Origin of the sequence: Pseudomonas putida, from assembly GCF_002025705.1 — a bacterium.
Classification (GTDB): domain Bacteria; phylum Pseudomonadota; class Gammaproteobacteria; order Pseudomonadales; family Pseudomonadaceae; genus Aquipseudomonas; species Aquipseudomonas putida_J.
The window spans coordinates 5,675,629-5,700,837 of record NZ_CP018846.1; the positions used below are offsets into that span (position 1 = coordinate 5,675,629).

Annotated in this window: 13 protein-coding genes, 2 tRNA genes and 7 rRNA genes; 9 read left to right on the forward strand and 13 right to left on the reverse strand. The window is 56.5% G+C overall.

The annotated features are described in order from the left end of the window. Positions 1 to 2: 2 nt before the first annotated feature. Entirely contained in the window at positions 3 to 1,949 is a 1,947-nt protein-coding gene (gene lapD, locus BUQ73_RS25550) for a cyclic di-GMP receptor LapD (protein WP_079230178.1), read from the reverse strand. A 10-nt stretch (positions 1,950 to 1,959) separates the two neighbouring features. Beyond that, positions 1,960 to 2,721, reverse strand: a complete 762-nt coding sequence (lapG, locus tag BUQ73_RS25555) for a cysteine protease LapG (protein ID WP_192858675.1) — start codon at positions 2,719 to 2,721, stop codon at positions 1,960 to 1,962. Between the two features lie 202 nt (positions 2,722 to 2,923). Between lapG and BUQ73_RS25560 the strand changes: the two genes are divergently transcribed. Continuing rightward, positions 2,924 to 3,613, forward strand: a complete 690-nt coding sequence (locus BUQ73_RS25560; RefSeq protein ID WP_079230180.1) for a GntR family transcriptional regulator — start codon at positions 2,924 to 2,926, stop codon at positions 3,611 to 3,613. Between the two features lie 85 nt (positions 3,614 to 3,698). Here BUQ73_RS25560 and rrf (BUQ73_RS25565) read toward each other — a convergent pair. The 11 genes from rrf (BUQ73_RS25565) to BUQ73_RS25615 all read right to left on the reverse strand — a co-directional run bounded on the left by rrf (BUQ73_RS25565) (position 3,699) and on the right by BUQ73_RS25615 (position 17,540). Further along, a 5S ribosomal RNA gene (gene rrf, locus BUQ73_RS25565) occupies positions 3,699 to 3,814 on the reverse strand. Between the two features lie 109 nt (positions 3,815 to 3,923). Beyond that, positions 3,924 to 4,039: ribosomal RNA gene (gene rrf, locus BUQ73_RS25570) — 5S ribosomal RNA — on the reverse strand. 148 nt (positions 4,040 to 4,187) lie between these two features. Continuing rightward, positions 4,188 to 7,080, reverse strand: a 23S ribosomal RNA gene (locus BUQ73_RS25575). Between the two features lie 243 nt (positions 7,081 to 7,323). Further along, positions 7,324 to 7,399, reverse strand: a tRNA-Ala gene (locus tag BUQ73_RS25580). A gap of 36 nt (positions 7,400 to 7,435) precedes the next feature. After that, positions 7,436 to 7,512, reverse strand: a tRNA-Ile gene (locus BUQ73_RS25585). Between the two features lie 85 nt (positions 7,513 to 7,597). Beyond that, positions 7,598 to 9,134 (reverse strand): 16S ribosomal RNA (locus tag BUQ73_RS25590). Between the two features lie 448 nt (positions 9,135 to 9,582). Next, positions 9,583 to 9,698: ribosomal RNA gene (rrf, locus tag BUQ73_RS25595) — 5S ribosomal RNA — on the reverse strand. Positions 9,699 to 9,836: 138 nt separating this feature from the next. After that, a 23S ribosomal RNA gene (locus tag BUQ73_RS25600) occupies positions 9,837 to 12,729 on the reverse strand. Positions 12,730 to 13,018: 289 nt separating this feature from the next. Beyond that, a 16S ribosomal RNA gene (locus tag BUQ73_RS25605) occupies positions 13,019 to 14,555 on the reverse strand. Together the 16S, 23S and 5S rRNA genes with 2 tRNA genes alongside form the textbook arrangement of a ribosomal RNA operon. A 568-nt stretch (positions 14,556 to 15,123) precedes the next feature. After that, entirely contained in the window at positions 15,124 to 16,344 is a 1,221-nt protein-coding gene (locus tag BUQ73_RS25610; RefSeq protein ID WP_079230181.1) for a CaiB/BaiF CoA transferase family protein, read from the reverse strand. A gap of 14 nt (positions 16,345 to 16,358) precedes the next feature. After that, the gene (locus tag BUQ73_RS25615) at positions 16,359 to 17,540 is read right to left on the reverse strand and encodes an acyl-CoA dehydrogenase (RefSeq protein WP_027917221.1); all 1,182 of its coding nucleotides are present in this window, start codon (positions 17,538 to 17,540) and stop codon (positions 16,359 to 16,361) included. A gap of 162 nt (positions 17,541 to 17,702) precedes the next feature. Here BUQ73_RS25615 and BUQ73_RS25620 point away from each other — a divergent pair, with 162 nt between their 5' ends. From BUQ73_RS25620 to BUQ73_RS25655, 8 genes are all read left to right on the forward strand, one after another. After that, positions 17,703 to 18,629 (forward strand): LysR family transcriptional regulator, encoded by a 927-nt coding sequence (locus BUQ73_RS25620; RefSeq protein WP_079230182.1) that lies wholly within the window; start codon positions 17,703 to 17,705, stop codon positions 18,627 to 18,629. A gap of 410 nt (positions 18,630 to 19,039) precedes the next feature. After that, positions 19,040 to 20,161 (forward strand): Re/Si-specific NAD(P)(+) transhydrogenase subunit alpha, encoded by a 1,122-nt coding sequence (locus BUQ73_RS25625; RefSeq protein ID WP_079230183.1) that lies wholly within the window; start codon positions 19,040 to 19,042, stop codon positions 20,159 to 20,161. An 11-nt stretch (positions 20,162 to 20,172) separates the two neighbouring features. Next, a complete protein-coding gene (locus tag BUQ73_RS25630; protein ID WP_003256966.1) occupies positions 20,173 to 20,487 on the forward strand; it encodes an NAD(P) transhydrogenase subunit alpha in 315 nt (104 codons plus the stop codon). 2 nt (positions 20,488 to 20,489) lie between these two features. Next, entirely contained in the window at positions 20,490 to 21,941 is a 1,452-nt protein-coding gene (locus BUQ73_RS25635) for an NAD(P)(+) transhydrogenase (Re/Si-specific) subunit beta (protein ID WP_079230184.1), read from the forward strand. A gap of 186 nt (positions 21,942 to 22,127) precedes the next feature. Next, positions 22,128 to 23,621: an acetyl-CoA hydrolase/transferase family protein gene (locus BUQ73_RS25640; protein WP_060483876.1), complete on the forward strand. Its 1,494-nt coding sequence runs from the start codon at positions 22,128 to 22,130 to the stop codon at positions 23,619 to 23,621. Positions 23,622 to 24,036: 415 nt separating this feature from the next. Next, positions 24,037 to 24,189 (forward strand): DUF1127 domain-containing protein, encoded by a 153-nt coding sequence (locus BUQ73_RS25645; protein WP_416171839.1) that lies wholly within the window; start codon positions 24,037 to 24,039, stop codon positions 24,187 to 24,189. Between the two features lie 301 nt (positions 24,190 to 24,490). Next, entirely contained in the window at positions 24,491 to 24,808 is a 318-nt protein-coding gene (locus BUQ73_RS25650) for a DUF2388 domain-containing protein (RefSeq protein WP_079230186.1), read from the forward strand. An 88-nt stretch (positions 24,809 to 24,896) separates the two neighbouring features. Next, entirely contained in the window at positions 24,897 to 25,190 is a 294-nt protein-coding gene (locus BUQ73_RS25655) for a DUF2388 domain-containing protein (protein ID WP_079230187.1), read from the forward strand. Positions 25,191 to 25,209 lie beyond the last annotated feature (19 nt).

Here is a 25,209-nt window from a genome sequence, read left to right on the forward strand (position 1 = left end):
GCTCAGCGCCAGGGCGCGGGCTCTCCAGACAGCCGGCCCTGGATCCCTTCGATACCCATTCCCTGCAGTACCTGCCGTTCGCCTTCGGTCTCGACCCGCTCGGCGATCAATGGCAGATCGATACTGTGCGCTGCACGCTGGATGGCTTCGATAAACAGCCGCTTGTGTTGCTCCTGGTCGATGTTGCGGATGTAACTGCCATCGATCTTCAGATACGCCAGGCCCAGATGCGCCAGGTTGCCAATCATGCTGAACCGGCCCCCAAAGCGCTGCAGCGCCAGAGCAAAACCGAGACCATGCAGACGCCGGGTCAATTGTTCCAGTGCAGCCTGCTCCGGCAGTTGTTCTTCGCCGATTTCGATGATCAACCGTTCGCCCAGCGCCGAGTTCTGGCCCAGCAGTTCATAGACCCGCTGCAGTGCCCTGGGGTCGGCCAGGGTCGCGGCGGAAAGGTTGACGGCCAGTACCTGGCCGTGGCTGCGCAGGTGCGCAAGCACTTTTTCCAGTACCAGCAAGTCCAGCCGCGACATCCAGCCAAAGCGCTCCAGCCAGGGCAGGAAGCGGCCAGCGGGCAAGGCCTCGCCCTGCTCGTCGAGCAGCCGCGAGATCACTTTGTAGTGGAGCACCCGTTGAGTGGCCTGAGCCTGCACCACCGGTTGGAAGAACAACTCAAAACGGCCTTGGACGAACGCCTCGTCCAGGCGCGTATGCCACTCGTGCTGGCTGTCGCCAGCAACGGCAGCCGCGCCCTGCTCGAGGCAGACCCAACCCGGTGTTGGCTGATTCTCTGCACGTGCCAGAGCCTCGTCGGCCAGTTTGAGCAGCGCCTGTGGTGCATCCCCCGGGCTGAAAGGTGCCAGGCCAATGCAGGCGACCGGAGAGATATCGCTGGCACCGGTTTCGTGCAGGCTCTGCAGTGCCGCCTCAAGGGCCTGGGCAAGCCGTACAGCGTCCTCGTGGACCATACCGGGTGCCAAGACGGCAAACTCACCGCCACGGCTACGCGAGATCAGGTCGTTGGTCTCTGGGAAGGTGGCGCAGGTACGCCGCAGCTGCTCACCCACTGCCTGCAGCAGTTGGTCGGTGCGCTGGCCGCCGAGACGCGCATTGAGCCCTGCCAGCCCCTGCACACGCAGCAGCAGCAGGTAACCGGCGCGGGCCTCTTCCAGGTTGCTGACTCGGGCTGTCAGCTGCATCTCAAAGTATCGCCGGTTGGATAACCCGGTGAGGCTGTCCTGATATGACTCCGCGCGCAACCGCTCACTGCGTTCGGCCTGCTCGGTGAACAAGGCCTTGAGCTTTTCGACCATCTGGTTCATCGCCTGCACCACGCGGCGCAGTTCCGGCGTACGCGGCAGCTCTGGCAGGCTGAGGAACTCACGACGGGCAATGGCGTGGGACTGTTCGACCATATAATCCAGCGGGCGCAGCTGGCGACGCAGCAGCAAGGCGCCGAGCACTGCACTTGCCGCGCCACACAGCAACAGCCAGCCAAGGCTGCCCAATGCGCTCTGCCAGAGCTTGGCGATAGCGAACATCGGGTGGCTGATCACTTCGACCCGCGCAGCCTGTTGCCAGCCACGGCTGACGATGGCATCGCCGCCGGCAGCTTCCAGGCCAATCAGGTGGATGAACCAGGCAGGCACGCTGCCTGGGTCTGGCTCGGCATGTCGCTCCACCAGCACGGCATTGGAACCAAGGTCCACGACCTTGATGCTGGCGTAATAGCCACTGTCGAAGATCGAACTGACCATCAGCTCGACCATCGCCGGGTCATCGATGTTCGGCGTCAGCGACAATGCCAGCGCAGTGGCCGCGTCCTGGGCGTGCGAGCGTAATTGGTTGACGTACTGGCTGCGCGAGCTTTCCAGGCTGACCATGAAGCTGCCGCTGAACGCGACCACCAGGAACAGGCAAATGGCCAACAGCAATTGTTTGAACAGTGACATCTGTGCTCCTTCAGTAAATCGGTTCGGCCGGGAACCCTTCGGCCTGCATTTTCTTCAGCAAGTCCTGCCAGCGGGACAGACGCTTGGTATCGCCAACCTTCTTGTTGCCTGCAGCACCGGTAAGCCACAGGCCTTCACCGTTGAAGGCATAAACTGGCAGCAGGTCGGGCCGCTGGCTGGCCGGCTTGATTGCATCCATCAGGCTGTCGAGCACCAGTGGCTGGGCCTGTGGGGTTGAATAATAGGTCAGGACCATATGCGCGCGGTTCTGGCGCAAGGCCTTGACGTAGGTGATGCGCAGCTTCTCGCTGGGGATCCCCATGCGGCGCAGGCTGAAGTATTTGGCGATGGCGTAATCCTCGCAGTCGCCCGCACCCTTTATCAGCGCCTGGATCGGTGTGGCCCAGTAGTCGACCTCGTGCCAAAGGTCGATGTCCTCGACATAGCGCAATTGCTTGTTGAAGAACTGGTTGACCACCTGCAGGCGCTGCAGCTCGCTACCCTGGCTCTGGGTGGCCATCAGGTTCTGCCAGGCATCGATACGGCCCTTACCTGCTCCGAGCGGCCCGTAGAGGGCCTGGGACTTGCGACTGATTTCGGCAAAGTCCCAATCCGCGTGCAACACGCCCAGCAGCAAGCTTCCCAGCAGCAGGGCAAGGCCAACACGTCGCACGGCGGTTTTGAGCAGCCGGGTAATCGCCACTGCGAAGCCCTGTTCAGATCGTCCGAAAGCAGCGATGGTGCGGCTTGGCCACTCAAAAGACAATGGCACCGCGCAATCATCTAGCCGATGGTCGGCTGGCTATAACTTTATTGTTAGCGCTTAGTGTGTGTCGCTTCCTTTGCCGGTAAAACTCATCCACCATATTTGTGAGCTTGGGCCACCCGCTTTGTCGCGGGCGCAGGTTTGACAAGCCCCCTCGCCTCTTACTAGTGTCATTGGATCCAACTTTTGTCGTCGAGGCACACTTCGTTTGGCCGAGAAAATCAAACTCAGTAACGTGCTGGCCAGCGAGCAGCTGCCGGCACACCTAGCCCGTGGCGTCATCGAAGAACGCCTGCGCAGCGCCATTCTCGATGGCCGTCTGCCACCCGGCACTGCCGTGCGCCAACAGGAGATCGCCGATTTGTACGGCGTCAGCCGCATGCCAGTGCGCGAAGCACTGCGTCAGCTGGAGGCGCAGTCGCTTTTAAAGGTAGAAATGCACAAAGGCGCAGTGGTCGCTCCGTTGATTGGCGAGGACGCGGTCGACACCTATGCGTTGCGTGTGCTCCTCGAGAGTGAAGCGCTGCGCCAGTCGATTCCGTTGCTTGATGCCAGCGACATTGCCAGCGCCCGTGGCTATATCCAGCAGTTGGAGAACGAAACCAGTCATGCGGAAATCGGCCGTCTCAATCGACTGTTCCATATGGCGCTCTATAGCAAGGCATCCAATCAGAAACTGCTGCGCCTGATCGAGAATGAGCTGAACGAGGAAGAGCGCTTCCTGCGTTTCCACTTGTCGTCCATGGGGCTGGGCAAGTTGACCCAGGACGACCATAACGCCCTGGTGGATGCTGCCGCTGACAAATTGGTCAACGAGGCAGTCAGAGTACTAGAGCAGCACCTGAACAATGGCGCGCGGGTAATCCGGAACTACCTGGACAAACAACTCGCCCGCTAACGGCCATCGAAGGCTACGGCAGTGCGTTGTAGCCGGAAAAGAAAAAGCCCCTGTCTGCAATGCAGACAGGGGCTTTTTGTTTGAATCTTGACGATGACCTACTCTCACATGGGGAAACCCCACACTACCATCGGCGATGCATCGTTTCACTGCTGAGTTCGGGATGGGATCAGGTGGTTCCAATGCTCTATGGTCGTCAAGAAATTCTGTGTGCCGGTCCGTCCCTAGGACGTACCCGCGAATCTCTATAGTTCCTACTTAAAGACAAAACCCCTACCTGCAAGCGCAGATAGGGGTTTTGCGAAATGAATCTTGACGATGACCTACTCTCACATGGGGAAACCCCACACTACCATCGGCGATGCATCGTTTCACTGCTGAGTTCGGGATGGGATCAGGTGGTTCCAATGCTCTATGGTCGTCAAGAAATTCTGTAGCCAGAATGTCCAGATGGACAGCCCAGCGAATTCGGATATGTGATGTTGTGGTGCTTTTGTGAACAGTGCGAACTTTCGGTTCGTATCATCTTCACCACCACAATTTGGCGCTTACGCTCAAATTGCTTGGGTGTTATATGGTCAAGCCTCACGGGCAATTAGTATTGGTTAGCTCAACGCCTCACAGCGCTTACACACCCAACCTATCAACGTCGTAGTCTTCGACGGCCCTTTAGGGAACTCAAGGTTCCAGTGAGATCTCATCTTGAGGCAAGTTTCCCGCTTAGATGCTTTCAGCGGTTATCTCTTCCGAACATAGCTACCCGGCAATGCCACTGGCGTGACAACCGGAACACCAGAGGTTCGTCCACTCCGGTCCTCTCGTACTAGGAGCAGCCCCTCTCAAATCTCAAACGTCCACGGCAGATAGGGACCGAACTGTCTCACGACGTTCTAAACCCAGCTCGCGTACCACTTTAAATGGCGAACAGCCATACCCTTGGGACCGGCTTCAGCCCCAGGATGTGATGAGCCGACATCGAGGTGCCAAACACCGCCGTCGATATGAACTCTTGGGCGGTATCAGCCTGTTATCCCCGGAGTACCTTTTATCCGTTGAGCGATGGCCCTTCCATACAGAACCACCGGATCACTAAGACCTACTTTCGTACCTGCTCGACGTGTTTGTCTCGCAGTCAAGCGCGCTTTTGCCTTTATACTCTACGACCGATTTCCGACCGGTCTGAGCGCACCTTCGTACTCCTCCGTTACTCTTTGGGAGGAGACCGCCCCAGTCAAACTACCCACCATACACTGTCCTCGATCCGGATAACGGACCTGAGTTAGAACCTCAAAGTTGCCAGGGTGGTATTTCAAGGATGGCTCCATGAGAACTGGCGTCCCCACTTCAAAGCCTCCCACCTATCCTACACAAGCAAATTCAAAGTCCAGTGCAAAGCTATAGTAAAGGTTCACGGGGTCTTTCCGTCTAGCCGCGGATACACTGCATCTTCACAGCGATTTCAATTTCACTGAGTCTCGGGTGGAGACAGCGCCGCCATCGTTACGCCATTCGTGCAGGTCGGAACTTACCCGACAAGGAATTTCGCTACCTTAGGACCGTTATAGTTACGGCCGCCGTTTACCGGGGCTTCGATCAAGAGCTTCGCTTGCGCTAACCCCATCAATTAACCTTCCGGCACCGGGCAGGCGTCACACCCTATACGTCCACTTTCGTGTTTGCAGAGTGCTGTGTTTTTAATAAACAGTCGCAGCGGCCTGGTATCTTCGACCGGCATGGGCTTACGGAGCAAGTCCTTAACCCTCGCCGGCGCACCTTCTCCCGAAGTTACGGTGCCATTTTGCCTAGTTCCTTCACCCGAGTTCTCTCAAGCGCCTTGGTATTCTCTACCTAACCACCTGTGTCGGTTTGGGGTACGGTTCCCAGTTATCTGAAGCTTAGGAGCTTTTCTTGGAAGCATGGCATCAACCACTTCGCGCTCTAATGAGCACTCGTCATCAGCTCTCGGCCTTAAGATCCCGGATTTGCCTAAGATCTCAGCCTACCACCTTAAACTTGGACAACCAACGCCAAGCTGGCCTAGCCTTCTCCGTCCCTCCATCGCAATAACTGGAAGTACAGGAATATTAACCTGTTTTCCATCGACTACGCTTTTCAGCCTCGCCTTAGGGACCGACTAACCCTGCGTCGATTAACGTTGCGCAGGAAACCTTGGTCTTTCGGCGTGCGAGTTTTTCACTCGCATTGTCGTTACTCATGTCAGCATTCGCACTTCTGATACCTCCAGCAAGCTTCTCAACTCACCTTCACAGGCTTACAGAACGCTCCTCTACCGCATCACCTAAAGGTGATACCCGTAGCTTCGGTGCATGGTTTGAGCCCCGTTACATCTTCCGCGCAGGCCGACTCGACTAGTGAGCTATTACGCTTTCTTTAAAGGGTGGCTGCTTCTAAGCCAACCTCCTAGCTGTCTAAGCCTTCCCACATCGTTTCCCACTTAACCATGACTTTGGGACCTTAGCTGACGGTCTGGGTTGTTTCCCTTTTCACGACGGACGTTAGCACCCGCCGTGTGTCTCCCATGCTCGGCACTTGTAGGTATTCGGAGTTTGCATCGGTTTGGTAAGTCGGGATGACCCCCTAGCCGAAACAGTGCTCTACCCCCTACAGTGATACATGAGGCGCTACCTAAATAGCTTTCGAGGAGAACCAGCTATCTCCGAGCTTGATTAGCCTTTCACTCCGATCCACAGGTCATCCGCTAACTTTTCAACGGTAGTCGGTTCGGTCCTCCAGTCAGTGTTACCTAACCTTCAACCTGCCCATGGATAGATCGCCCGGTTTCGGGTCTATACCCAGCGACTAAACGCCCTATTAAGACTCGCTTTCGCTACGCCTCCCCTATTCGGTTAAGCTCGCCACTGAATATAAGTCGCTGACCCATTATACAAAAGGTACGCAGTCACCTAACAAAGTAGGCTCCCACTGCTTGTACGCATACGGTTTCAGGTTCTATTTCACTCCCCTCTCCGGGGTTCTTTTCGCCTTTCCCTCACGGTACTGGTTCACTATCGGTCAGTCAGTAGTATTTAGCCTTGGAGGATGGTCCCCCCATGTTCAGACAAAGTTTCTCGTGCTCCGTCCTACTCGATTTCATTGATAAGAGATTTTCGTGTACGGGGCTATCACCCACTATGGCCGCACTTTCCAGAGCGTTCCACTAATCTCAAACCAACTTAAGGGCTGGTCCCCGTTCGCTCGCCACTACTAAGGGAATCTCGGTTGATTTCTTTTCCTCAGGGTACTTAGATGTTTCAGTTCCCCTGGTTCGCCTCTTGCACCTATGTATTCAGTACAAGATACTCAGCTTATGCTGAGTGGGTTCCCCCATTCAGAGATCTCTGGATCACAGTCTGTTTGCCGACTCCCCAAAGCTTATCGCAGGCTACCACGTCTTTCATCGCCTCTGACTGCCAAGGCATCCACCGTATGCGCTTCTTCACTTGACCATATAACCCCAAGCAATCTGGTTATACTGTGAAGACGACATTCGCCGAAAATTCGCACGTCGCTCTTTCGAGCAGAACTCACAAATTTTACCTTAGCCTGATCCACCAGCAGTGAAACTGGTGTTCAGTCTATATCTATCACATATCCGAATTTTTAAAGAACGATCTGACAAAAGTCAGAAATCAACATTCGAACTGAATGTTCATTTCTAAGTTCTGACAAGTGACTGCGTACGGCGGAAGTGGTGGAGCCAAGCGGGATCGAACCGCTGACCTCCTGCGTGCAAGGCAGGCGCTCTCCCAGCTGAGCTATGGCCCCGTATATCTGCTACTACAGCGCGGCTGAACCATGTAATGGTAGGTCTGGGCAGATTTGAACTGCCGACCTCACCCTTATCAGGGGTGCGCTCTAACCAACTGAGCTACAGACCTATAACAGGGTCGCTTTACAGCATCGTCTTTTACAATGAATCAAGCAATTCGTGTGGGAGCTCATCAGCAGGCTGATGTCGTCGATTAAGGAGGTGATCCAGCCGCAGGTTCCCCTACGGCTACCTTGTTACGACTTCACCCCAGTCATGAATCACACCGTGGTAACCGTCCTCCCGAAGGTTAGACTAGCTACTTCTGGTGCAACCCACTCCCATGGTGTGACGGGCGGTGTGTACAAGGCCCGGGAACGTATTCACCGCGACATTCTGATTCGCGATTACTAGCGATTCCGACTTCACGCAGTCGAGTTGCAGACTGCGATCCGGACTACGATCGGTTTTGTGAGATTAGCTCCACCTCGCGGCTTGGCAACCCTCTGTACCGACCATTGTAGCACGTGTGTAGCCCAGGCCGTAAGGGCCATGATGACTTGACGTCATCCCCACCTTCCTCCGGTTTGTCACCGGCAGTCTCCTTAGAGTGCCCACCATTACGTGCTGGTAACTAAGGACAAGGGTTGCGCTCGTTACGGGACTTAACCCAACATCTCACGACACGAGCTGACGACAGCCATGCAGCACCTGTGTCAGAGCTCCCGAAGGCACCAATCCATCTCTGGAAAGTTCTCTGCATGTCAAGGCCTGGTAAGGTTCTTCGCGTTGCTTCGAATTAAACCACATGCTCCACCGCTTGTGCGGGCCCCCGTCAATTCATTTGAGTTTTAACCTTGCGGCCGTACTCCCCAGGCGGTCAACTTAATGCGTTAGCTGCGCCACTAAAATCTCAAGGATTCCAACGGCTAGTTGACATCGTTTACGGCGTGGACTACCAGGGTATCTAATCCTGTTTGCTCCCCACGCTTTCGCACCTCAGTGTCAGTATCAGTCCAGGTGGTCGCCTTCGCCACTGGTGTTCCTTCCTATATCTACGCATTTCACCGCTACACAGGAAATTCCACCACCCTCTACCGTACTCTAGCTTGCCAGTTTTGGATGCAGTTCCCAGGTTGAGCCCGGGGCTTTCACATCCAACTTAACAAACCACCTACGCGCGCTTTACGCCCAGTAATTCCGATTAACGCTTGCACCCTCTGTATTACCGCGGCTGCTGGCACAGAGTTAGCCGGTGCTTATTCTGTCGGTAACGTCAAAACAGCAAGGTATTAACTTACTGCCCTTCCTCCCAACTTAAAGTGCTTTACAATCCGAAGACCTTCTTCACACACGCGGCATGGCTGGATCAGGCTTTCGCCCATTGTCCAATATTCCCCACTGCTGCCTCCCGTAGGAGTCTGGACCGTGTCTCAGTTCCAGTGTGACTGATCATCCTCTCAGACCAGTTACGGATCGTCGCCTTGGTGAGCCATTACCTCACCAACTAGCTAATCCGACCTAGGCTCATCTGATAGCGCAAGGCCCGAAGGTCCCCTGCTTTCTCCCGTAGGACGTATGCGGTATTAGCGTTCCTTTCGAAACGTTGTCCCCCACTACCAGGCAGATTCCTAGGCATTACTCACCCGTCCGCCGCTGAATCAAGGAGCAAGCTCCCGTCATCCGCTCGACTTGCATGTGTTAGGCCTGCCGCCAGCGTTCAATCTGAGCCATGATCAAACTCTTCAGTTCAATACTGCTTGGGTTTTTAAGAAACCCTAAACTTGGCTCAGCAATCTCAAATGACTATGTGATTTCTCGCATGGTCACTTGTGATGCTGATAATCTTTGTGACTATCAGTCCGTACTCACAAGCACCCACACGAATTGCTTGATTCGATTTGTTAAAGAGCGTTTGGTTAAGAGCTTTTCGTCTCAACCGAGGCGCGCATTCTACGCTTTCCTCAGAGCCTGTCAAGCGTTTATTTTGAAGTTTTTTTGCGAGAAACTCGTTTAACTTCAGACACTTAACTCGCTTCGATCTCTCGTCGCGGGAGGTGAATAATACAGCATTCAAAAACGCTGTCAACCACCTTTTTACCACCACCGGTTGGCTTTCAGCCTACCAGGAGAAGCGACAGCTTCTACTTAAAGACAAAACCCCTACCTGCCTGCGCAGATAGGGGTTTTGCGAAATGAATCTTGACGATGACCTACTCTCACATGGGGAAACCCCACACTACCATCGGCGATGCATCGTTTCACTGCTGAGTTCGGGATGGGATCAGGTGGTTCCAATGCTCTATGGTCGTCAAGAAATTCTGTAGCCAGAATGTCCAGATGGACAGCCCAGCGAATCCGGATATGTGATGTTGTGGTTCGTTGCGAACTTTCGGTTCGTATCATCTTCACCACCACAATTTGGCGCTTACGCTCAAATTGCTTGGGTGTTATATGGTCAAGCCTCACGGGCAATTAGTATTGGTTAGCTCAACGCCTCACAGCGCTTACACACCCAACCTATCAACGTCGTAGTCTTCGACGGCCCTTCAGGGAACTCAAGGTTCCAGTGAGATCTCATCTTGAGGCAAGTTTCCCGCTTAGATGCTTTCAGCGGTTATCTCTTCCGAACATAGCTACCCGGCAATGCCACTGGCGTGACAACCGGAACACCAGAGGTTCGTCCACTCCGGTCCTCTCGTACTAGGAGCAGCCCCTCTCAAATCTCAAACGTCCACGGCAGATAGGGACCGAACTGTCTCACGACGTTCTAAACCCAGCTCGCGTACCACTTTAAATGGCGAACAGCCATACCCTTGGGACCGGCTTCAGCCCCAGGATGTGATGAGCCGACATCGAGGTGCCAAACACCGCCGTCGATATGAACTCTTGGGCGGTATCAGCCTGTTATCCCCGGAGTACCTTTTATCCGTTGAGCGATGGCCCTTCCATACAGAACCACCGGATCACTAAGACCTACTTTCGTACCTGCTCGACGTGTTTGTCTCGCAGTCAAGCGCGCTTTTGCCTTTATACTCTACGACCGATTTCCGACCGGTCTGAGCGCACCTTCGTACTCCTCCGTTACTCTTTGGGAGGAGACCGCCCCAGTCAAACTACCCACCATACACTGTCCTCGATCCGGATAACGGACCTGAGTTAGAACCTCAAAGTTGCCAGGGTGGTATTTCAAGGATGGCTCCATGAGAACTGGCGTCCCCACTTCAAAGCCTCCCACCTATCCTACACAAGCAAATTCAAAGTCCAGTGCAAAGCTATAGTAAAGGTTCACGGGGTCTTTCCGTCTAGCCGCGGATACACTGCATCTTCACAGCGATTTCAATTTCACTGAGTCTCGGGTGGAGACAGCGCCGCCATCGTTACGCCATTCGTGCAGGTCGGAACTTACCCGACAAGGAATTTCGCTACCTTAGGACCGTTATAGTTACGGCCGCCGTTTACCGGGGCTTCGATCAAGAGCTTCGCTTGCGCTAACCCCATCAATTAACCTTCCGGCACCGGGCAGGCGTCACACCCTATACGTCCACTTTCGTGTTTGCAGAGTGCTGTGTTTTTAATAAACAGTCGCAGCGGCCTGGTATCTTCGACCGGCATGGGCTTACGGAGCAAGTCCTTAACCCTCGCCGGCGCACCTTCTCCCGAAGTTACGGTGCCATTTTGCCTAGTTCCTTCACCCGAGTTCTCTCAAGCGCCTTGGTATTCTCTACCTAACCACCTGTGTCGGTTTGGGGTACGGTTCCCAGTTATCTGAAGCTTAGGAGCTTTTCTTGGAAGCATGGCATCAACCACTTCGCGCTCTAATGAGCACTCGTCATCAGCTCTCGGCCTTGAGATCCCGGATTTGCCTAAGATCTCAGCCTACCACCTTAAACTTGGACAACCAACGCCAAGCTGGCCTAGCCTTCTCCGTCCCTCCATCGCAATAACTGGAAGTACAGGAATATTAACCTGTTTTCCATCGACTACGCTTTTCAGCCTCGCCTTAGGGACCGACTAACCCTGCGTCGATTAACGTTGCGCAGGAAACCTTGGTCTTTCGGCGTGCGAGTTTTTCACTCGCATTGTCGTTACTCATGTCAGCATTCGCACTTCTGATACCTCCAGCAAGCTTCTCAACTCACCTTCACAGGCTTACAGAACGCTCCTCTACCGCATCACCTAAAGGTGATACCCGTAGCTTCGGTGCATGGTTTGAGCCCCGTTACATCTTCCGCGCAGGCCGACTCGACTAGTGAGCTATTACGCTTTCTTTAAAGGGTGGCTGCTTCTAAGCCAACCTCCTAGCTGTCTAAGCCTTCCCACATCGTTTCCCACTTAACCATGACTTTGGGACCTTAGCTGACGGTCTGGGTTGTTTCCCTTTTCACGACGGACGTTAGCACCCGCCGTGTGTCTCCCATGCTCGGCACTTGTAGGTATTCGGAGTTTGCATCGGTTTGGTAAGTCGGGATGACCCCCTAGCCGAAACAGTGCTCTACCCCCTACAGTGATACATGAGGCGCTACCTAAATAGCTTTCGAGGAGAACCAGCTATCTCCGAGCTTGATTAGCCTTTCACTCCGATCCACAGGTCATCCGCTAACTTTTCAACGGTAGTCGGTTCGGTCCTCCAGTCAGTGTTACCTAACCTTCAACCTGCCCATGGATAGATCGCCCGGTTTCGGGTCTATACCCAGCGACTAAACGCCCTATTAAGACTCGCTTTCGCTACGCCTCCCCTATTCGGTTAAGCTCGCCACTGAATATAAGTCGCTGACCCATTATACAAAAGGTACGCAGTCACCTAACAAAGTAGGCTCCCACTGCTTGTACGCATACGGTTTCAGGTTCTATTTCACTCCCCTCTCCGGGGTTCTTTTCGCCTTTCCCTCACGGTACTGGTTCACTATCGGTCAGTCAGTAGTATTTAGCCTTGGAGGATGGTCCCCCCATGTTCAGACAAAGTTTCTCGTGCTCCGTCCTACTCGATTTCATTGATAAGAGATTTTCGTGTACGGGGCTATCACCCACTATGGCCGCACTTTCCAGAGCGTTCCACTAATCTCAAACCAACTTAAGGGCTGGTCCCCGTTCGCTCGCCACTACTAAGGGAATCTCGGTTGATTTCTTTTCCTCAGGGTACTTAGATGTTTCAGTTCCCCTGGTTCGCCTCTTGCACCTATGTATTCAGTACAAGATACTCAGCTTATGCTGAGTGGGTTCCCCCATTCAGAGATCTCTGGATCACAGTCTGTTTGCCGACTCCCCAAAGCTTATCGCAGGCTACCACGTCTTTCATCGCCTCTGACTGCCAAGGCATCCACCGTATGCGCTTCTTCACTTGACCATATAACCCCAAGCAATCTGGTTATACTGTGAAGACGACATTCGCCGAAAATTCGCACGTCGCTCTTTCGAGCAGAACTCACAAATTTTACCTTAGCCTGATCCACCAGCAGTGAAACTGGTGTTCAGTCTATATCTATCACATATCCGAATTTTTAAAGAACGGTCTGACAAAAGTCAGAAATCAACATTCGACCTGAATGCTCATTTCTGAGTTCTGATCAAGTGCTTCTTCAACCATGAATCAAGCAATTCGTGTGGGAGCTCATCAGCAGGCTGATGTCGTCGATTAAGGAGGTGATCCAGCCGCAGGTTCCCCTACGGCTACCTTGTTACGACTTCACCCCAGTCATGAATCACACCGTGGTAACCGTCCTCCCGAAGGTTAGACTAGCTACTTCTGGTGCAACCCACTCCCATGGTGTGACGGGCGGTGTGTACAAGGCCCGGGAACGTATTCACCGCGACATTCTGATTCGCGATTACTAGCGATTCCGACTTCACGCAGTCGAGTTGCAGACTGCGATCCGGACTACGATCGGTTTTGTGAGATTAGCTCCACCTCGCGGCTTGGCAACCCTCTGTACCGACCATTGTAGCACGTGTGTAGCCCAGGCCGTAAGGGCCATGATGACTTGACGTCATCCCCACCTTCCTCCGGTTTGTCACCGGCAGTCTCCTTAGAGTGCCCACCATTACGTGCTGGTAACTAAGGACAAGGGTTGCGCTCGTTACGGGACTTAACCCAACATCTCACGACACGAGCTGACGACAGCCATGCAGCACCTGTGTCAGAGTTCCCGAAGGCACCAATCCATCTCTGGAAAGTTCTCTGCATGTCAAGGCCTGGTAAGGTTCTTCGCGTTGCTTCGAATTAAACCACATGCTCCACCGCTTGTGCGGGCCCCCGTCAATTCATTTGAGTTTTAACCTTGCGGCCGTACTCCCCAGGCGGTCAACTTAATGCGTTAGCTGCGCCACTAAAATCTCAAGGATTCCAACGGCTAGTTGACATCGTTTACGGCGTGGACTACCAGGGTATCTAATCCTGTTTGCTCCCCACGCTTTCGCACCTCAGTGTCAGTATCAGTCCAGGTGGTCGCCTTCGCCACTGGTGTTCCTTCCTATATCTACGCATTTCACCGCTACACAGGAAATTCCACCACCCTCTACCGTACTCTAGCTTGCCAGTTTTGGATGCAGTTCCCAGGTTGAGCCCGGGGCTTTCACATCCAACTTAACAAACCACCTACGCGCGCTTTACGCCCAGTAATTCCGATTAACGCTTGCACCCTCTGTATTACCGCGGCTGCTGGCACAGAGTTAGCCGGTGCTTATTCTGTCGGTAACGTCAAAACAGCAAGGTATTAACTTACTGCCCTTCCTCCCAACTTAAAGTGCTTTACAATCCGAAGACCTTCTTCACACACGCGGCATGGCTGGATCAGGCTTTCGCCCATTGTCCAATATTCCCCACTGCTGCCTCCCGTAGGAGTCTGGACCGTGTCTCAGTTCCAGTGTGACTGATCATCCTCTCAGACCAGTTACGGATCGTCGCCTTGGTGAGCCATTACCTCACCAACTAGCTAATCCGACCTAGGCTCATCTGATAGCGCAAGGCCCGAAGGTCCCCTGCTTTCTCCCGTAGGACGTATGCGGTATTAGCGTTCCTTTCGAAACGTTGTCCCCCACTACCAGGCAGATTCCTAGGCATTACTCACCCGTCCGCCGCTGAATCAAGGAGCAAGCTCCCGTCATCCGCTCGACTTGCATGTGTTAGGCCTGCCGCCAGCGTTCAATCTGAGCCATGATCAAACTCTTCAGTTCAATACTGCTTGGGTTTTTAAGAAACCCTAAACTTGGCTCAGCAATCTCAAATGACTATGTGATTTCTCGCATGGCCACTTGTGATGCTGATAATCTTTGTGACTATCAGTCCGTACTCACAAGCACCCACACGAATTGCTTGATTCGATTTGTTAAAGAGCGTTTGGTTAAGAGCTTTTCGTCTCAACCGAGGCGCGCATTCTACGCTTTCCTCAGAGTCTGTCAAGCGTTTATTTTGAAGTTTTTTGCGAGAAACTCGTTTAGCTTCAAACACTTGACTCGCTGCGATCTCTCGTAGCGGGAGGCGAATAATACAGCGTTTAAAACCGCTGTCAACCTTCGTCTCAACCGTTATCGATCATTCGATCGAAGCGCCTCCAACCTCACCTTAACTACCTAACTCGTTGAATTTCAAGGAGTTTGTCGTTCCGATGTCGCTGGAAGTGGGGCGCATTATAAGGGGATTCGAAAGCGCGTCAACCGTTAATTTCAAGAAACTTCAATATCGCTGAAAAGCAAAGCGGGGAGGCCTGACGGCCTCCCCGCTCTTCACCGTCTCTATATAGAGTCAAAGCACGCCAGCGATACGTAACTGCTCTACAGCATCAGCATCCATTCCCAGCACATCACCCAACACCGCTTCCGTATGCTCGCCCAACAACGGCGGAGCACGCCGGTACTCCACAGGCGTTTCGGACAGCCGGATCGGGCTGGCCACCTGCGGCACACTCCCAGCCAACCCATGGGGCATGGTTACCGCCAGCCCCCGAGCCAACACCTGCGGATCCTGGAACATCTGCGCCAGGTCGTTGATCGGCCCGCACGGCACCCCGGCAGCCTCCAGCTGACTCACCCATTCGGCAGTCGTCTTGAATACCGTCGCCTGACGAATCAGCGGAATCAGCTCGGCCCGGTTCGCCACTCGCTGCTTATTAGTAGCGAAACGCGGGTCATCTGCCCACTGCGGTTGCCCGGCCACCTCGGCAAACTTGCGGAACTGGCCATCGTTACCCACGGTAAGGATGAAATCACCATCCGCTGTCGGGAAGTCCTGGTAAGGCACGATATTAGGGTGGGCGTTGCCCAGCCGCCGTGGCGAGTTGCCGGTGGTCAGGTAGTTCATCGCCTGGTTGGCCAGGCAAGCCACCTGCACGTCGAGCAGTGCCATATCGATGTGCTGACCTACGCCATGCTGATCGCGGTAGGCGAGGGCGGCCAGAATTGCCACTGTCGAATACAGCCCGGTCAGAATATCGGTCAGCGCAACACCCACCTTCACCGGCCCGGCACCTTCTTCTCCATCCGGGCGACCGGTCAGGCTCATCAGCCCACCCAGGCCCTGGATCATGAAGTCATACCCCGCGCGCTTGGCATACGGCCCGGTCTGGCCGAAACCAGTAATCGAGCAATAGATAAGCTTGGGGTTGATCGCCTTCAGGCTCGGGTAATCCAGCCCATAAGCTGCCAGCCCACCGACCTTGAAGTTTTCAATGACAATATCCGACTTGGCCGCCAGCTCGCGCACCAGGCGCTGGCCTTCCGGCTGAGTGAAGTCGATGGTCACCGAGCGCTTGTTTCGGTTTGCCGACAGGTAATAGGCAGCCTCGCTGGTATTCTCGCCCTCGGCATCCCTGAGGAAGGGCGGCCCCCAGGAACGGGTATCGTCGCCACTACCAGGGCGCTCGACCTTGATCACGTCGGCACCGAGGTCCGCCAGGATCTGGCCAGACCAAGGCCCCGCCAGCACACGGGAGAGGTCGAGCACCCGCAGATGAGATAGCGCGCCCATGGACTGGCTCCTTATCAGTAGAAGGCCTGGATGCCGGTTTGCGCGCGCCCGAGGATCAGCGCATGCACATCATGGGTACCCTCATAGGTGTTGACCACCTCAAGGTTGACCAGATGGCGCGCCACACCGAACTCGTCTGAGATGCCGTTGCCACCGAGCATGTCGCGGGCCATGCGGGCAATATCCAGGGCCTTGCCGCAGGAGTTGCGCTTCATGATCGAAGTGATTTCCACCGCTGCGGTGCCCTCGTCCTTCATGCGCCCCAGGCGCAGGCAACCTTGCAGGGCCAGGGTAATTTCGGTCTGCATGTCGGCCAGCTTCTTCTGGATGAGCTGGTTGGCAGCCAGTGGGCGACCAAACTGCTGACGGTCCAAGGTGTACTGGCGAGCGGTGTGCCAGCAGGCCTCGGCAGCACCCAGCGCTCCCCAGGAAATGCCATAACGCGCCGAGTTCAGGCAGGTGAACGGACCTTTAAGGCCACGCACATCCGGGAAGATGTTCTCTTCAGGAACAAACACGTTGTCCATGACGATTTCACCGGTGATGGACGCACGCAGGCCGACCTTGCCGTGGATCGCCGGAGCGCTGAGGCCTTCCCAGCCTTTTTCCAGGACGAAGCCGCGGATATCGCCAGCATCATCCTTGGCCCAGACCACGAAAACATCGGCGATCGGGCTGTTGGTAATCCACATCTTGCTGCCACTCAGGCGATAGCCGCCATCGACCTTCCTGGCACGAGTGATCATCGAGCCTGGGTCGGAGCCGTGGTTAGGCTCGGTCAGGCCAAAGCAGCCAATCCACTCGCCAGAGGCCAGCTTGGGCAGGTATTTCTGTTTTTGCGCCTCGGTACCGAATTCGTTGATCGGCACCATCACCAGCGAAGACTGCACGCTCATCATCGAACGGTAGCCGGAGTCGATACGCTCCACTTCGCGGGCAATCAGGCCGTAGCACACGTAGTTCAGGCCGCTGCCACCGTATTGCTCGGGAATGGTCGCACCGAGCAGGCCGACTTCACCCATCTCGCGGAAGATCGCCGGGTCGGTCTGTTCGTGACGGAAGGCTTCCAGCACGCGCGGGGCCAGCTTGTCCTGGGCGAACTGATAAGCGCTGTCACGCACCATGCGCTCTTCTTCAGTGAGCTGCTGATCCAGCAGCAGCGGGTCGATCCAGTTGAAGCTTGCTTTACCGGCCATGAGCGAAATCCTCGAAATAGGGGAGCGGTTTCTTGTGCCTTTGATCCTAGGCCTGATCTGGGATCACGACAAACGAGGATTGCGCACGTATCAGTGATATTTTGTCACTCCGAGATACTCGAAAACGCCATATTCATGGCCATATGAGTGAGGTTGACGTACATGCGCCGCAAGATCCCCAGCACTACCGCCCTGGTCTGCTTCGAAGCGGCCGCACGCCACGAAAGCTTTACCAAAGCTGCCCAGGAACTGGCCCTGACCCAGGGTGCCGTCTGTCGTCAGATCGGCGGACTGGAAGCGTTCCTCAACGTCGAATTGTTCAGGCGCTCACGCCGTGGCGTGAAACTGACCGAAGCCGGGCTCTCCTACAGCCGGCAGGTTGCCGCGCAACTGGATGCAGTGGAGCGCGACACGCTGTCGGTGATGCGCCAGCAGGGCGCCAACGTGATCGAACTGGCCGTGGTGCCCACCTTCGGAACCCAATGGCTCTTGCCACGACTCAAGGACTTCCAGCAACGCCACCCCGAAGTCACCGTCAACCTGACCAACCGCACCCGCCCGTTCCTGTTCGCCGACACCCCGTTCGATGCCGCCATCTATTTTGGCGATGCCGACTGGTCCGGCACCCAGTCCCATCGCCTGATGGGCGAGAACCCCATGCCAGTATGCAGCCCGGCCTTGCTGGACGGGCAGGGCATGCTCGACGCCCAGCGTATCGCCAGCCTGCCACTGCTGCAGCAGACCACCCGGCCCTACGCCTGGCGCCAGTGGTTCAATGGCCTGGGCCTGAATATCGCAGGCGACATGACAGGCCCGCGCTATGAACTATTCTCCATGCTGGCCCAGGCGGCCATGCACGAGATGGGCATCGCGCTGATCCCGCCGTTCCTGATCCAGCGCGAACTGGAGGAGGGCAGGCTGGTGGTCGCTAACAGGTACGCGCTGTCCAGCAACAAGGCCTACTATCTGATGATTCCCGAGCGCAAGGTCGAGTCCGCGTCGCTCCGTGCCTTCCGTGACTGGCTAGTGAGCCAGGCACGGCTCTATACCGCCTCGCACAAAGGCGAAAGCGCTGACCTACCTTTGTAGTCAATTATTTTAAACACCTACAGATATACGTTTTTGTCGCATTAAAGACAACTGTTCAGGTGAATCGAAAAACCTCTTTGAGGCCGCTAAACACGCGGCTTTCAGAGGGTTTTACGACACTCGCGAGCCAATCCGCGAAATCATCCCAAAAAATTTCAAATTTTCCCCTAATCTGCCAATGGCCCATGGTTGACGGGCTACAGCCTATCGCTTGCGACATACGGTCACAGGGTGACTTGTAGTTTTAACTTAGTTTCGCTCCAGAACCGGTTGAAGGCCCCTGGGTTCGTCTGCAAAATGCTTCGCCCGCCCTGGATTCGGCGGGTTCGGCGCTCAACAGCCGACCCAGCGCACCATCCGCAGTGTGCTGGCTTTTACAAAGACAAAAGGTCACCGCAGGAGAAATAGTCGTGCACATTGGTGTTCCTCTCGAGACGCAGACCGGTGAGACGAGGGTCGCTGCGACCCCGGAAACCATCAAGAAACTGATTGGCCAGGGCCATCAGGTCACCGTCCAACGGGGGGCAGGGCTCAACGCCAGCATTCCGGACAGTGCCTATGAGGCCGTGGGCGCTTCCCTGGGGAACGCAGCCGATGCCTACGGCGCCCAATTGGTACTCAAGGTGGTCGCTCCCAACGACCAGGAGCTGGCCCTGATCAACAGTGGCAGCCTCCTGGTGGGCATGCTCAACCCTTTCAACAGCGAACTGATCGGCAAGATGGCCGAACGCGGAATTACCGCTTTCGCCCTGGAAGCCGCGCCCCGCACCTCACGGGCACAAAGCCTGGACGTGCTGTCGTCGCAGGCCAACATCGCCGGTTACAAGGCTGTGTTGCTGGCCGCCCACCACTACCCACGCTTCATGCCCATGCTGATGACCGCTGCCGGTACCGTTAAGGCCGCGCGCGTGCTGATTCTCGGGGCGGGCGTTGCCGGCCTGCAGGCTATTGCCACGGCCAAGCGCCTGGGTGCGGTGATCGAGGCGTCCGACGTGCGCCCCGCGGTGAAGGAGCAGATCGAATCGCTCGGCGCCAAGTTCATCGACGTGCCCTACGAGACCGATGAGGAGCGCGAATGCGCCGAAGGCGTCGGCGGCTATGCGCGGCCAATGCCGGCAAGCTGGATGCAACGCCAGGCTCAGGCGGTACACGAGCGCGCCAAGCTGGCGGATATCGTCATCACCACCGCGTTGATCCCAGGCCGCAAGGCACCGACCCTGCTCAGCGCCGAGACCGTGGCGCAGATGAAGCCCGGTTCGGTGGTCATCGACCTGGCGGCAGCCCAGGGCGGCAACTGCCCGCTGACCGTTGCCGACCAGGTGGTGCAGGAGAACGGCGTGATCATCGTCGGCCCGACCAACCTGCCAGCTCAGGTGGGCGCTGATGCCTCGGCGCTTTATGCACGCAACCTGCTGGACTTCATGAAGCTGCTGTTCGACAAAGACGGCGCGCTGGTCATCAACCTCGAAGACGACATCGTCGCGGCCTGCCTGATGTGCCGCGACGGCCAGGTCGTCCGCAAGAACGGCTAAGGAGCACGACAATGGAAGACATGCTGATTTCCCACGGCATCTACAACCTGATCATCTTCGTGCTGGCCATCTATGTGGGCTACCACGTGGTGTGGAACGTCACCCCGGCGCTGCACACCCCGCTGATGGCGGTTACCAACGCCATTTCGGCGATCGTCATCGTCGGAGCCATGCTGGCGGCGGCCTTGACCGTGACCCCGGCCGGCAAGCTGATGGGCACCCTGGCGGTGGCCCTGGCTGCGGTCAACGTGTTCGGTGGCTTCCTGGTCACCCGCCGCATGCTTGAGATGTTCAAGAAGAAAACCAAGAACGAGGCGCAGAAGTAAGCATGAGCATGAATCTGGTAACGCTCCTCTACCTCGTCGCCTCGGTGTGCTTCATCCAGGCGCTCAAGGGTCTGTCGCACCCGACCACCTCGCGGCGTGGCAACCTGTTCGGCATGATCGGCATGGGGCTCGCGATCCTCACCACGGTTGGCCTCATTTATAAGCTCGGCGCGCTCTCCGTTGGTAACGGCGGTGCCACCGCCGGTATCGGCTATGTCATTGTCGGCCTGCTGATCGGCGGCACCGCCGGTTCGATCATGGCCAAGCGTGTCGAGATGACCAAGATGCCGGAACTGGTCGCCTTCATGCACAGCATGATCGGCCTGGCTGCGGTCTTCATCGCCATCGCTGCTGTGCTGGAGCCGCAGTCGATGGGCATCGTCGCCGCCATCAGCGACCCGATCCCCACCGGCAACCGCCTGGAACTGTTCCTTGGCGCAGCCATTGGTGCCATCACCTTCTCCGGTTCGGTGATCGCCTTCGGCAAGCTGTCGGGCAAGTACAAGTTCCGCCTGTTCCAAGGCGCACCGGTACAGTTCGCAGGTCAGCACAAGCTGAACCTGATCCTGGGCCTGACCACCATCGCCCTGGGCCTGCTATTCACCTTCACCGGCCATTACAGTGCCTTCACCCTGATGCTGGTCCTGGCCTTCATCATGGGCGTGCTGATCATTATTCCGATCGGTGGTGCCGACATGCCGGTGGTGGTGTCGATGCTCAACAGCTACTCGGGTTGGGCGGCGGCCGGTATCGGCTTCTCCCTGAACAATTCGATGCTGATCATCGCCGGCTCCCTGGTCGGTTCGTCTGGTGCGATCCTCTCGTACATCATGTGCAAGGCGATGAACCGTTCGTTCTTCAACGTCATCCTTGGCGGCTTTGGCGGCGATGTCGATGCCGGCGCGGCGCAAGGCTCGAAAGAACAGCGCCCGGTGAAGTCCGGCTCGGCCGACGACGCCACCTTCCTGCTGAGCAACGCTGACAGCGTGATCATCGTCCCGGGCTACGGCCTGGCGGTGGCCCGTGCCCAGCACGCACTGAAGGAACTGACCGAGAAACTGACCCACAACGGTGTGACCGTGAAATACGCGATCCACCCAGTGGCAGGGCGCATGCCTGGTCACATGAACGTACTGCTGGCCGAAGCCGAAGTGCCGTACGACCAGGTGTTCGAGATGGAAGACATCAACGCCGAGTTCGGCCAGGCCGACGTGGTGCTGGTGCTGGGCGCCAACGACGTGGTCAACCCAGCGGCGAAAAACGATCCGAAGTCGCCGATCGCCGGCATGCCGATCCTCGAAGCGTTCAAGGCCAAGACCATCATCGTCAACAAGCGCTCCATGGCCAGCGGCTATGCCGGCCTGGACAACGAACTGTTCTACCTGGACAAGACCATGATGGTATTCGGTGACGCGAAGAAGGTCATCGAAGACATGGTGAAAGCGGTGGAGTGACAGCGGCCGCTGCAAACCAGCTGATATAAAGGAAGCCCCGGTCAGAATCTGCCGGGGCTTTTCTTTTGTTGATCCGGATCAACGGCTCTAATTCAAGGCTTCTCATACGACCATGGTCGTGGGACGGCAATGGGCGAAATCTCTAGACTGCGCTTCAGTAGTTTCAGTAGCCCGAGATAACAATCCATGTACCGTGATCGTATCCGCTTGTCCTCCCTGCACAGCAAGGTAATGAGTGCGGCTGATGCCGCTGGCCTGATCGAGGACGGCATGACCGTCGGCATGAGCGGTTTCACCCGCGCCGGCGAAGCCAAGGCTGTGCCGCATGCCCTGGCCGAACGCGCCAAGCAGTCGCCACTGAAAATCAGCCTGATGACCGGCGCCAGCCTGGGCAACGACCTCGACAAGCAGCTGACCGAAGCCGGTGTGCTGGCCCGCCGCATGCCGTTCCAGGTTGACAGCACCCTGCGCAAGGCCATCAACGACGGCCAGGTGATGTTCATCGATCAACACTTGTCGGAAACCGTCGAGCAGCTGCGCAACCAGCAGCTCAAGCTGCCGGATATCGCGGTCATCGAAGCCGTGGCCATCACCGAACAGGGCCACATCGTGCCGACCACCTCGGTGGGCAACTCGGCCAGCTTCGCGATCTTCGCCAAGCAAGTGATCGTCGAGATCAACCTGTCGCACAACGCCAACCTCGAAGGCTTGCACGACATCTATATCCCGACCTATCGCCCGACCCGCACGCCAATCCCGCTGGTCAAGGTCGACGACCGCATTGGTAGCACCGCGATCCCGATCGACCCGGCCAAGATCGTCGGCATCGTCATCAGTGACCAACCGGATTCGCCATCCACCGTCCTGCCACCGGATGACGAAACCCAGGGCATCGCCGACCACCTGATCAACTTCCTGAAGAATGAAGTGGAAGCAGGCCGCATGACCAACAAGCTCGGCCCGCTGCAGGCTGGTATCGGCAGCATCGCCAACGCGGTGATGTGTGGCCTGATCGAGTCGCCGTTCGAAGACCTGACCATGTACTCCGAAGTACTGCAGGACTCGACCTTCGACCTGATCGACGCAGGCAAGCTGAGCTTCGCCTCGGGCAGTTCGATCACCCTGTCGACCCGTCGCAATGCCGATGTGTTCGGCAACCTGGAGCGCTACAAGGACAAGCTGGTCCTGCGCCCGCAGGAGATCTCCAACCACCCCGAAGTGGTCCGCCGCCTGGGCATCATCGGCATCAACACGGCGCTGGAGTTCGACATCTACGGTAACGTCAACTCGACCCACGTCTGTGGCACCAAGATGATGAACGGCATCGGCGGTTCGGGTGACTTCGCCCGCAACGCCCACCTGGCGGTGTTCGTCACCAAGTCGATCGCCAAGGGCGGTGCCATTTCCAGCGTGGTGCCGATGGTCAGCCACGTTGACCATACCGAACACGACGTCGACATTCTGGTCACCGAGCAAGGCCTGGCCGACCTGCGTGGCCTGGCACCGCGTGAGCGTGCCCGGGCAATCATCGACAACTGTGTGCATCCGGACTACCGCGCTGCGCTGAACGATTACTTCGATCGCGCCTGCCAGCGTGGCGGCCACACCCCGCACATCCTGCGTGAGGCACTGAGCTGGCACGAGAACCTGGAAGAAACGGGGCGCATGCTCGCCAGCTGATCCAGCTGCACCAACTGTTCGGGCCTTGTCGTCGCCACGCCGGCGACAAGGCCAGTACAGTCAATCCCACCTACCTGAACACTTCCACCTATTACCTGATAAAAACTGTACTACTGTACTGGTGATTTCAGGCCTTCGCGTCTTTCAAAACCTCTGATTGAAGCAAAAACGCACCACGCCAGTGCGGACCGGTACAGTTGCGCCTATTTCGAGTGCAACAGTAGGGTTAAACAGTTAACTGGCCCATCGCAATACTAATGAACTGTATCTACTGTTATGGACAGCAGAGGAGGATCATTGGCATCAGTTAAATCACTACCTAATCCCGCCATAAGCGGAAGGATGAAGCATCATGGAACGTACCCTCAGTTCCGGTCTGGTTTTTGAAAGCAACGCCCAGCAGTCCAAGGCCTCGATGCCACTGCGCGCTATCTCCACCCTGCTGCTGTGGCAGCGTCGCATGGCCAGCCGCCGTCAACTGGCTCGCCTTGACTCCCGCCTGCTGGCCGACGCCGGTATCAGCGAGTCGCAGCGTTATGAAGAGCTGAGCAAGCCGTTCTGGCGCTAAGCTCCGGTTCGCCGGCTGAGGCCGGCACCGCGAATTTCCGAACCCGTTGCAGGCGACTGCAACGGGTTTTTTATTGCCCATGAAGTGCGGGCCAGAGCGGTTTCAAGCAAAACAGGTACAGTTTTGCAAGAATTAGATAATGACCGTAACAGTTGTCCACTGTGGCGCTCATTAACATCCAGAAACAGCACCGCGTGATACGCTTCGCTCAGCAGTCTGGTAGAAGCAGTTGTCAAAAACGTACCTCGACTCGCTGTGCAAGCGTCCGATAAAGCAGAACCCTATCCAGGAGTCCAAGAACATGTCCCGTAAATACCTGATTAGCGCCGCCCTGCTGCTCGGCCTGGCCAGCACCGCCAATGCCAGCAGTTTCGTTGTCACCACAGATGCCGTGGTCCGCGCTTTCGCCGCCTCCACCGACGCCACCTCCGACCTGACTTCATCGTTCCGCGATGACAAGATCGTGCAGGCCGCACGTGATGACGCCGCCAGCTTCGTCGGCACCGAAGGTGCCATTCGTGGTGCGCGGCTGGAAAGTGCCTTCCTGCACATCCGCTCGACCATGCCGCAGCTGCAAGCCAGTGATGCGCAGCTGGCCCAGGCCATCCTCGCGATCTGATCAAGGCTATGCAAACAGGTGCGTTGGCCAGGGCCCTCGCACCTGGAGTAGCCTTCGCCGTTAATTTCCCCAGCCCTCAAGAATGCTTATGCGTTATCTGTTGCCGTTGCTGTTCACCGCCACTGGCATGGCCAGCGCCCACGCCATGGACACCACAACCCAAGGCCTGGTCATCACCGGCTACGTCACCAGCCAGGTCACCGTAGCTCCCTTCGACCGTAAACTGGTAAGGCAGGCCCGTGACGATGCTGCGGCATTCATTGCCAGCGATGGCCTGATCCGCGGTGCACGCCTGGAAGCCGCACTCGACTCCCTGCGCCACAACTGCGCTCGGCACTCCGTCGGCGACCTTGAACTGGCAGAAGCAATTCTCGTCCAATAACTACCCCTGACTCCCTGTA

Bases quoted from the DNA above. Each gene is read 5' to 3' on its own strand.
- BUQ73_RS25610 (WP_079230181.1), bottom strand. From the start codon at position 16,344: ATGGGCGCGCTATCTCATCTGCGGGTGCTCGACCTCTCCCGTGTGCTG.
- BUQ73_RS25635 (WP_079230184.1), top strand. From the start codon at position 20,490: ATGAGCATGAATCTGGTAACGCTCCTCTACCTCGTCGCCTCGGTGTGC.
- BUQ73_RS25630 (WP_003256966.1), top strand. From the start codon at position 20,173: ATGGAAGACATGCTGATTTCCCACGGCATCTACAACCTGATCATCTTC.
- BUQ73_RS25640 (WP_060483876.1), top strand. From the start codon at position 22,128: ATGTACCGTGATCGTATCCGCTTGTCCTCCCTGCACAGCAAGGTAATG.
- BUQ73_RS25615 (WP_027917221.1), bottom strand. From the start codon at position 17,540: ATGGCCGGTAAAGCAAGCTTCAACTGGATCGACCCGCTGCTGCTGGAT.
- BUQ73_RS25650 (WP_079230186.1), top strand. From the start codon at position 24,491: ATGTCCCGTAAATACCTGATTAGCGCCGCCCTGCTGCTCGGCCTGGCC.
- BUQ73_RS25655 (WP_079230187.1), top strand. From the start codon at position 24,897: ATGCGTTATCTGTTGCCGTTGCTGTTCACCGCCACTGGCATGGCCAGC.
- lapD (WP_079230178.1), bottom strand. From the start codon at position 1,949: ATGTCACTGTTCAAACAATTGCTGTTGGCCATTTGCCTGTTCCTGGTG.
- BUQ73_RS25645 (WP_416171839.1), top strand. From the start codon at position 24,037: ATGCCACTGCGCGCTATCTCCACCCTGCTGCTGTGGCAGCGTCGCATG.
- BUQ73_RS25620 (WP_079230182.1), top strand. From the start codon at position 17,703: ATGCGCCGCAAGATCCCCAGCACTACCGCCCTGGTCTGCTTCGAAGCG.